The 7,983-nt window shown below is 71.5% G+C and carries 9 protein-coding genes; 4 read left to right on the top strand and 5 right to left on the bottom strand.

Annotation, left to right across the window (positions count from 1 at the left end):
• Window positions 1–88: 88 nt before the first annotated feature.
• From ACIBVL_RS39880 to ACIBVL_RS39870, 3 genes are read right to left on the bottom strand one after another with little or no spacing between them, the layout of a single operon-like run.
• Window positions 89–757, bottom strand: a complete 669-nt coding sequence (locus tag ACIBVL_RS39880) for an ABC transporter permease (RefSeq protein ID WP_399105572.1) — start codon at window positions 755–757, stop codon at window positions 89–91.
• Window positions 754–1,434, bottom strand: a complete 681-nt coding sequence (locus tag ACIBVL_RS39875; protein ID WP_399105570.1) for an ABC transporter permease — start codon at window positions 1,432–1,434, stop codon at window positions 754–756. Before ACIBVL_RS39875 ends, ACIBVL_RS39880 begins: the two co-directional genes overlap by 4 nt.
• Window positions 1,431–2,558 (bottom strand): ABC transporter ATP-binding protein, encoded by a 1,128-nt coding sequence (locus ACIBVL_RS39870; RefSeq protein ID WP_399105568.1) that lies wholly within the window; start codon window positions 2,556–2,558, stop codon window positions 1,431–1,433. Before ACIBVL_RS39870 ends, ACIBVL_RS39875 begins: the two co-directional genes overlap by 4 nt.
• Window positions 2,559–2,784: 226 nt before the next feature.
• Between ACIBVL_RS39870 and ACIBVL_RS39865 the strand changes: the two genes are divergently transcribed.
• The 4 genes from ACIBVL_RS39865 to ACIBVL_RS39850 all read left to right on the top strand — a co-directional run bounded on the left by ACIBVL_RS39865 (window position 2,785) and on the right by ACIBVL_RS39850 (window position 6,540).
• Window positions 2,785–3,222: a hypothetical protein gene (locus ACIBVL_RS39865; protein WP_399105566.1), complete on the top strand. Its 438-nt coding sequence runs from the start codon at window positions 2,785–2,787 to the stop codon at window positions 3,220–3,222.
• Window positions 3,219–5,336: an ArnT family glycosyltransferase gene (locus ACIBVL_RS39860; RefSeq protein ID WP_399105564.1), complete on the top strand. Its 2,118-nt coding sequence runs from the start codon at window positions 3,219–3,221 to the stop codon at window positions 5,334–5,336. The genes ACIBVL_RS39865 and ACIBVL_RS39860 overlap by 4 nt, the downstream gene beginning before the upstream one ends.
• Before the next feature lie 275 nt (window positions 5,337–5,611).
• A complete protein-coding gene (locus ACIBVL_RS39855; protein WP_399105580.1) occupies window positions 5,612–5,788 on the top strand; it encodes a hypothetical protein in 177 nt (58 codons plus the stop codon).
• Window positions 5,789–5,847: 59 nt separating this feature from the next.
• Window positions 5,848–6,540, top strand: coding sequence for a hypothetical protein (locus ACIBVL_RS39850; RefSeq protein ID WP_399105562.1), 693 nt, complete (start codon window positions 5,848–5,850; stop codon window positions 6,538–6,540).
• On the opposite strand, the gene ACIBVL_RS39845 is transcribed toward ACIBVL_RS39850, so the two are convergent.
• Window positions 6,537–7,274, bottom strand: a complete 738-nt coding sequence (locus ACIBVL_RS39845; protein WP_399105560.1) for an FAD:protein FMN transferase — start codon at window positions 7,272–7,274, stop codon at window positions 6,537–6,539. The genes ACIBVL_RS39850 and ACIBVL_RS39845 overlap by 4 nt on opposite strands.
• Before the next feature lies 1 nt (window position 7,275).
• Window positions 7,276–7,974, bottom strand: coding sequence for an FMN-binding protein (locus ACIBVL_RS39840; protein ID WP_399105558.1), 699 nt, complete (start codon window positions 7,972–7,974; stop codon window positions 7,276–7,278).
• Window positions 7,975–7,983: the final 9 nt, after the last annotated feature.

Raw genomic sequence — 7,983 nt, 5'->3', positions numbered from 1 at the left:
GCGTACTGGGCGTACGCGGGCGATCCCGACAACGCGGCGAGGCGCCGTGCCAGGCGTCGCGGGCCAGACGGGACTTTCGAAACACGCCCTAGGCGCCGCGCCGTACCCCCGGGGACACCGTCAGCCGGGCCGCCGCCCAGAAGAGCCCGAGGGTCGCCAGGGCCATCGCGGCGACCAGGGTGGCGCCGCCGACGACCTTCTCGTAGTCGTGCTGGTAGAGGCCGTCGACGATGTAGCGGCCCAGGCCGCCGAGGCCGACGTAGGCGGCGATGGTGGCCGTGGAGACGATCTGGATGGCCGCCGAGCGCAGTCCGCCGAGGATCAGCGGGAGGGCGACGGGGAGTTCCACCTGGAGGAGGATCCGCGGCTCCGCCATGCCGATGCCGCGCGCCGCGTCCACGGGGGACGGGTCGACCGAGCGCACCGCCTCGTAGGTGGTGACGAGGATCGGCGGGACGGCGAGGACCACCAGCGGGATCATCACGGGCAGCATGCCGAACCCGGCGATGATGACGATCAGCACCAGCAGGCCGAAGGTGGGCAGCGCCCGCCCCGCGGTGGCGATCAGGGAGAGGACGTTGCCGCCCCGCCCGTAGTGGCCGGTGACCAGGCCGATGGGCAGCCCGATCACGGCGGCGAGGGCGAGCGCCTCCAGGGAGTACCCGAGGTGCTCCAGCAACCGGGTGGGGATGCCGTCGTAGCCCTGCCAGTGGTCGCCGTTGCTGAAGAAGGCGTTGACGAAGTTGAGCACGTTCACTGGGCCGCGGCCTCCTTCCGGATCCGGGTGGTGCCCGAGCCGCTGGGCATCCACGGGGTCAGCAGGACCCGTACGCCGACCAGCAGGGCGTCGACGAGGACCGCGAGGGCGGCCGTGGTGAGCACGGAGTTCCAGGCGAGTTCGGGCCGGTTGTAGATCTGTGCGTCGTGCAGCAGGTTGCCGAGCGCGCCCTGGTTGCCGATCAGCATGCCGACGCTGACGAGGCTGATGCTGGACACCGTCGCCACCCGCAGCCCGGCGATGATGGCGGGCACCGCGATCGGCAACTGGACCTGGAGGTAACGGCGCAGGGGTCCGAAGCCCATCGCGGTCGCGGCGGCGAGGGTCTCCTGCGGCACCGAGCGCACGCCGTCGACGATCGCGGGGACGAGGACGACCAGGGTGTAGACGGTGAGGGGGATCATCACCGTCAGTTCGGTCTGGCCGGTGTAGTCGATGAGGACGACGAAGAACGCCAGCGACGGGATGGCGTACAGCACGGTCGTCACCCACAGCACCGGCGGGTACAACCACCGCAGCCGGACGCAGAGCTGGGCGATCGGGAGGGCGAGCAGCAGTCCGCCCAGGACCGGCAGCAGGGCCTCGCGCAGATGCAGTCCGATGAGACCGGCCCAGTCGTGCTGGAGGTCGCTGGGGATGTCGAAGAAGCGGTTCATCGCAGCGCCTTGGTGTCGCTCGCGCTCTCCTTGTGGGCGCCGCGGATCGCCTCCGCGATGACCGTCTGCGGGACGACACCGGTGGCCCGGCCCTCGCCGTCCACCGCGACCGCCCAGCCGGTGGGCGACAGCACGGCGCAGTCGAGGGCGGCCCGCAGCGAATCCCGCCCGGTCACGAACGGCCGCCCGTACGGCAGCAGGTCCGCGGCGTCGATCCGGCCGGCGGTCAGCTCGCCCGGCTCGCCCCAGCCGAGGGGCCTGCCGTCCAGGCCGGTGACGAGGAGGTAGGGCGCGTCGGCGCCGCGGGCGGCGATCTGCTCGGCGGTGGCGTCGATCGCGACGATCGGGGTGGTGAGGAGTTCGAGGCCCGCCGCGGAGAAGAACGACAGACGCCGGATGCCGCGGTCGGCCCCGAGGAAGTCCTCGACGAACGCGTCGGCCGGGTCGGACAGCAGCTCGGCGGGCGGTGCGAACTGGGCGAGCCGGCCGCCGGTGCGCAGGACGGCGACCATGGTGCCGAGCTTGACGGCCTCGTCGATGTCGTGCGTGACGAAGACGATGGTCTTGCCCAACTCGTCCTGGATACGGAGCAGTTCGTCCTGGAGGCCCTTGCGGACCACGGGGTCGACGGCGGAGAACGGCTCGTCCATCAGCAGCACCGGCGGATCGGCGGCCAGTGCCCGTGCCACGCCGACGCGCTGCTGCTGGCCGCCGGAGAGCTGGTAGGGGTACCGCTTGGCCAGCGAGGCGTCGAGCCCGACGCGCTCCATCAACTCCTGGGCCCGGGCACGGGACTTGTCCTTGCTCCAGCCGAGCAGCCGGGGCACGGTGGCGATGTTGTCGACGATCGTGCGGTGCTGGAAGAGCCCGGCGTTCTGGATGACGTAACCCATGGACCGACGCAGGGTGTTGACCGGCTGCGACTGGATGTCCTTGCCGTCGAGGGAGATCGTGCCCTCGCTGGGCTCGACCATCCGGTTGATCATCCGCAGTGTGGTGGTCTTGCCGCATCCCGAGGGGCCGACCAGGACGGTGATCGCGCGGTCCGGTATCTCGAGGGAGAGCCGGTCGACCGCCACCGTGCCGTCCGGGTACCGCTTGGTGACTGAATCTATCCGTATCAAAGCGCCGAACGCCCTTCGGGTCTGGCAGTTCCCGCCCGTTCTCGAACCATGCGAGACCGGACTGTTGCGGGGAGAGTCTAGACCTCTTGTGTTGCGGGCGTTTTGACGGGAGAGACGGGGGCTGAGGAGTCCCTCCACTGTGCGCGACCTGTGAGTCCCCTGATTCTCACTCTCCGCTCAGGAGCGGCTCAGGGATCCCCCAGATCCGGCCCCCATCGTCATGGCCATGAACGCAACGAACGCGGGAGGCGTCCGCCGCCGGTCGGTCGAGATCGTGGTGCCGGTCCCCAACGCGGCGCACGTTCTCGCCGACGGCATCGGCCGTCTCCACGCACGCCTCGAAGACTCCTTCCCGTTCCCGTTCCGCGTCACGATCGCGGACAACGCCGTCACGGACGCCATCTGGAGCGTGGCGACCGGCCTGCCCCTGCGCCTGCCCCACGTCCACGCCCAGCGCCTGGAGCTCAAGGGCCGGGGCCGCGCCCAGCGCGTCGACGACCTCAGGGGCATGAGCCGGATGCTCCGCTCCACCCTCACCGGCCGCACCCGCGTTCCCGCAGTCCCCCGCCGCAGCAGCATCCCCCAGGTGCCGGCCGCGCGCACCCCGTCCCCCGCCGCCGTTCCGCCCACCGGGGCGAACACCCACCTGGAGTACGCGTCATGACGATCCTCGCCCCGCCGCCGGCTTCCGCCGGGGAAGACAGCGCCCGCCACCACCGGGCGGCCCCGCCCGACAGAAGCGGACTCGTCCGGCGCCTGTTCACCGGCGCCCCGGACGACCCGCGCTGGGCCCGCCCCGCCTTCTGGGCGATCCTCGTCCTGGCCACCGCCCTGTACGCCTGGAACCTCTCCTCCATCACCGGCAACACCTTCTACGACGCGGCCGTCTACTCCGGCACCAAGAGCTGGAAGGCGTTCTTCTTCGGCGCCCTGGACGCCGGCGGCTTCATCACCGTCGACAAACCCCCCTTCGCGCTGTGGGTGATGGGCCTGTCCGCCCGTGTCTTCGGCTACGGCACCTGGCAGTTGACGCTTCCGATGGTGGCGGTCGGCGTGGGCTCGGTGGCCCTCCTGCACCGCATGGTCAAGCGTGACTTCGGCCCGGTCGCGGCGACGATCGCCGCCCTGGCCCTCACCCTGACCCCCATCACGGTCGCCATCACCAGGGACACCAACCCGGACGCGATCCTCGTCTTCCTGATGCTGCTGGGCGCGGCCGCCCTGCTGAAGGCCGTCCGCACCGGCCGGACGATGCCGCTGGTGTGGTCCGCGGTCGCCATCGGTTTCGCGTTCAACACGAAGATGATGCAGGCGTACGTCGTCCTGCCCGTGTTCTTCCTGGTCTACCTGTGGGCCGCCGAGGGCAGCCTCGGCCGCCGGATCCGCAACCTGGCCGCCGGCACGGTCGCGCTGGTCGTCTCCAGCGCCTGGTGGATGGTGGTCGTCGATCTGATCCCGGCCTCCTCCCGCCCCTACATCGGCGGCTCGACCGACAACACGGTGTGGGACCTGGTCATCGGCTACAACGGCTTCGGCCGGATCTTCGGGGCGAGCTCGTCGGTGGGCTCGGCCGGCAACGGCGCGAGTTTCGGCGGCGAGGCGGGCCTGTACCGCATGTTCAACGAGATCATGGGCGGCCAGATCTCCTGGCTGATCCCCTTCGCGGTGATCGCCATCGTCGGCGGGCTGGTCCTGCGCGGCCGCGCCCCCCGCACGGACGCCAGGCGTGCGGCCCTCCTCCTGTGGGGCGGCTGGTTCGTCTTCCACTACCTGACCTTCGCCCTCGCCGAGGGCACCTTCCACCCGTACTACGTCACCGCCATGGCCCCCGGGATCGCGGCCCTGGCCGGCGCCGGCGGGGTCATGCTCCACCAGGCCTTCCGTGAGGGTTCGGCGGCGAAGTGGAGCTGGGTGCTCCCGGCCGCGATCGCGGCGAGCGGGGTCTGGGCGGTCGTCCTGCTGCAGCGGGTCTCCGGTTCCGGGACGCTGTACACGGCCGCGGAGATCGTGGTGAGCGTCGCGGGCGCCCTCTCCGTCCTCGGCCTCCTGGCCGGCCGCTTCACCGGGCGCCACCGTCTGATGGGCGTCGCGGCCCTCGCCGCGATCGTGGCCCTGCTCGCCGGTCCGGCGGCCTACTCGTTCTCGGCGGCGACCTCCAGCACCAACGGCACCAACCCGACGGCCGGCCCGAACACCGGGGGCATGGGCGGCGGCGCGCGGCCGAGCGGCGACGGCGGCCCGGGCGGCAGCGGCTCGGCGGGCTCCAGCGACTCCGGCGGCCAGTCGACGGGCGAGACCCCGTCGGGCAGCGCCCCGTCCGGTGACGGCTCCTCGTCCACCAGCGGGTCCGGTACGGAGTCCGGCACCACCGAGTCCGGTACGGCGGAGTCGGGTACCGCCGAGTCGGGCAGCACCGGGGACGGTGGCGGCATGGGCGGCGGGACGCAGGTCTCCTCCGCGATGATCACGTACCTGAAGAAGCACCAGGACGGCGCCACCTGGCTGGTGGCCGTGGCCACCGACCAGACGGCCTCCTCGATCATCCTGGAGTCCGGTCAGCCGGTCATCTCGATGGGCGGCTGGTCCGGCTCCGACGACGCGATGACGCTCGCCAAGCTCAAGAGCCTGGTGAAGGCCGGCAAGCTGCACTACATCGTCATCAGCGACAGCGGCCAGGGCTCCTCGAACTCCGAGATCTCGACCTGGGTCACGAAGAACGGCACGGCGGTCTCCGACTACAGCGGCCTGTACCGCCTGGACACCTCCGACGTCAGCTGACCCCCTGTGCGGACGGGCGGGCCACCGGACTCCCTTCCGGTGGCCCGCCCGCCGACGTTTGTCGGGGCACAGGGACCCGACCACGGACATCACCACGATTCCCGGCCGACGGCACGACCGCGGGTCCGTTCCGGCCGTGCGGTACTACGTGGTTTCACGGATGTCACCGCGAGAGGCCGCGTGCCAAGGTCAGCAGCCCATGGGGGTATGCGGTGCACGGGTCTGCGGGCGCGGCGAACCCCTCCGAGACCCAGCCCTCTCAGGAGCCCGCAACCGTGACGACTCTTGCCCTCGGACCGAGCCGGCTGGACCCCGACCGCCTGCTCGACGCGTTCGGCGTCCGGCGCCTGCTGCTCATCGTCTTCGCGAAGTCCGGCCCGCTCATCGGGTTCTTCCTGCCCGGCGACTCCCTGCTGTTCACCGAGAACGCTTCGGACGAGGCTCGACGATGACGCTCCCGACCGGGAACCCGACGTCGCGGACGGAACCGGCCGCGAGGCGGAAGTGGAGGGTGGCGGCCCGTGTTGCGCGCACGGTGTTCCGCCTCGGGGCGGCCGCCCTGATCCTGCTGCTCGCCTTCCGCACCTACGAGGAAACCGCCGTCGCGTTCGCGCGGTCGAACGGCACCCTGCGCACGGCCGAGGCCACCATCGCCGAGCTGACGTCCCACACCACGTGCGGGCATGACAGCGACAGCGCGACCCAGTACACGACATGCGGCACCACGTACACCATCGCGTTGCGCGTCGGCGGCGAACGGAAGGCGGTGGACGGCGTCCGGAGGAGTTCCGCGGCGGGCTTCAAGGAGGGGCAGCCCGTGGAGGCGGGCCTGTGGGACGGACGGCTCGTGGAGATCGACGGGCGTTACGTATGGCCCGGGTGGTCCGTGGAGGGCAAGGACCTGGTGATCCTCGTGGCGTATCCGCTGACCCTGGGCTATGCGATCGCCTGGACCATGGCCGCCACCGCGTACGTGAACGGCCGGGTGCGGCTGAAGGAGCAGGACCGGCTCGGATACTGGGGCTTCGGAATGCTCGTCGCGTGGGCGACGGTCATCCTGCTCCTCCTGCTTGCCCTCGGCGGGCACTTCTACCCGTACTGGCCCCTGATTCCCCTCGGCGCCGGAACCGCGGCCGCGCTGGCGGGACAGAGCGGGGCGGTCAAGGAGGCCCGCGCTTCCCGCGTCGCACCGGGGACCCGCTAGGCGGCGGCCCGCTCCCCCGCGGTCGGGAATCCGGGGGTGCGCAGGACGCGCCCGCCGTCGATCACCGCGAACACCTCGCAGCCCTCCCGCCCGGCCGCCCACTCCACGCCCTCCGCGCCCAGGGCGAACGCGGCCGTGGCCACGGTGTCCGCGAGGGTGAGGGTCGGGGCGACGACGGTCAGGCTGTCGAGACCGGTCACGGGAAGGCCGGTGCGGCCGTCGAGGATGTGGTCGCCGCGCTCGTAACGCGCGGAGGTGGCGACCGCCGCGTCCGTGAGGTCGAGGACGGCGCACAGCTTGTCGGCGAACTCCGGATGCCGTACGCCGACCCGCCAGGGCCCGCCGGAGACGACCACGTCACCACCGGCGTTGAGGCAGAAGCGGGTGAGCCCGGCGCCGGTCAGCAGCTCCGCCGCCCGCTGCACCGACCAGCCCTTGACCACCGCGCAGGGGTCCAGGCCCCGGCCGGGCAGCCGTACGTCGAAGGCGCCGCCGGTGGCGACCCGGTACTCCTCGCACAGGCCGAGCACCTCCGCGAGATCGGCGCTCACCTCGTCGGGGGACAGCTCGCCCCGGTCCAGCCGGGACACCTCGCTGCCCTCCTTGAAGGGGCTGAACCGCTCGTCGGCCTCCCGCAGCCACGCGAAGACGTCGTCCGCGATGCCCTCCGGCACCCGCTCGTCATCGATGCGCAGTGACACGGGGAAGCCCATGACGTGCTCGACCCGGTGCATGTCAGGCGCCCTTCGCGTCGATGGCGGCCTGGAGGGACTCCTTGTAGCCGTCGCTGGTGATCGTCGCGCCGGACACGGTGTCGATGTCCGCGCTCTGCGCCTGCAGCGTCTGCGCGATCAGCTTCGGCACGGCGGCCGTCGTCTGCGGATGGTTCGGCTGCTTCAGCATCTTCACAGCCGTGATCCTGTCGCCCTCGAAGGTCACCTGGACCTGGACGTCGCCCTTCTCGGTGGCCACCGTGGATCCCGCGACCGCCCGGGAGGCGGCGGAGGCCGGCTCCGAGGCCGACGGGGACGCCGAGGCGGACGACGCCTGCTCGTCGATGGCGGCCTGCAGGGACTCCTTGTAGCCGTCGCTGGTGATCGTCGCGCCGGACACGGTGTCGATGTCCGCGCTCTGCGCCTGCAGCGTCTGCGCGATCAGCTTCGGCACCGCGGCCGTCGTCTGCGGATGGTTCGGCTGCTTCAGCATCTTCACAGCCGTGATCCTGTCGCCCTCGAAGGTCACCTGGACCTGGACGTCGCCCTTCTCGGTGGCCACGGTCGTACCGGTGAAGGTGGTACCCGAGGAGGGCGTGGAGGGCGTCGCCGCCGACTCCGCCACGGACGCGGAGGACGACGTCCCGGTGGACGGCTCGTAGCGCCAGACCGGGATCAGACCGGCGACGGACAGGACAAGAACGGGGATTGCTCGCTTCACGTCGTCTCT

The organism is Streptomyces sp. NPDC049687, assembly GCF_044465285.1.
Taxonomy (GTDB): Bacteria; Actinomycetota; Actinomycetes; order Streptomycetales; family Streptomycetaceae; genus Streptomyces.
The sequence above is the reverse complement of the archived record's forward strand: the minus strand, read 5'-3'. Positions and strand labels throughout refer to the sequence as shown.

Coding starts and splice junctions, on each gene's coding strand:
- ACIBVL_RS39845 (WP_399105560.1), bottom strand. CDS start 7,274: ATGCACCGGGTCGAGCACGTCATGGGCTTCCCCGTGTCACTGCGCATC.
- ACIBVL_RS39865 (WP_399105566.1), top strand. CDS start 2,785: ATGAACGCAACGAACGCGGGAGGCGTCCGCCGCCGGTCGGTCGAGATC.
- ACIBVL_RS39860 (WP_399105564.1), top strand. CDS start 3,219: ATGACGATCCTCGCCCCGCCGCCGGCTTCCGCCGGGGAAGACAGCGCC.
- ACIBVL_RS39875 (WP_399105570.1), bottom strand. CDS start 1,434: ATGAACCGCTTCTTCGACATCCCCAGCGACCTCCAGCACGACTGGGCC.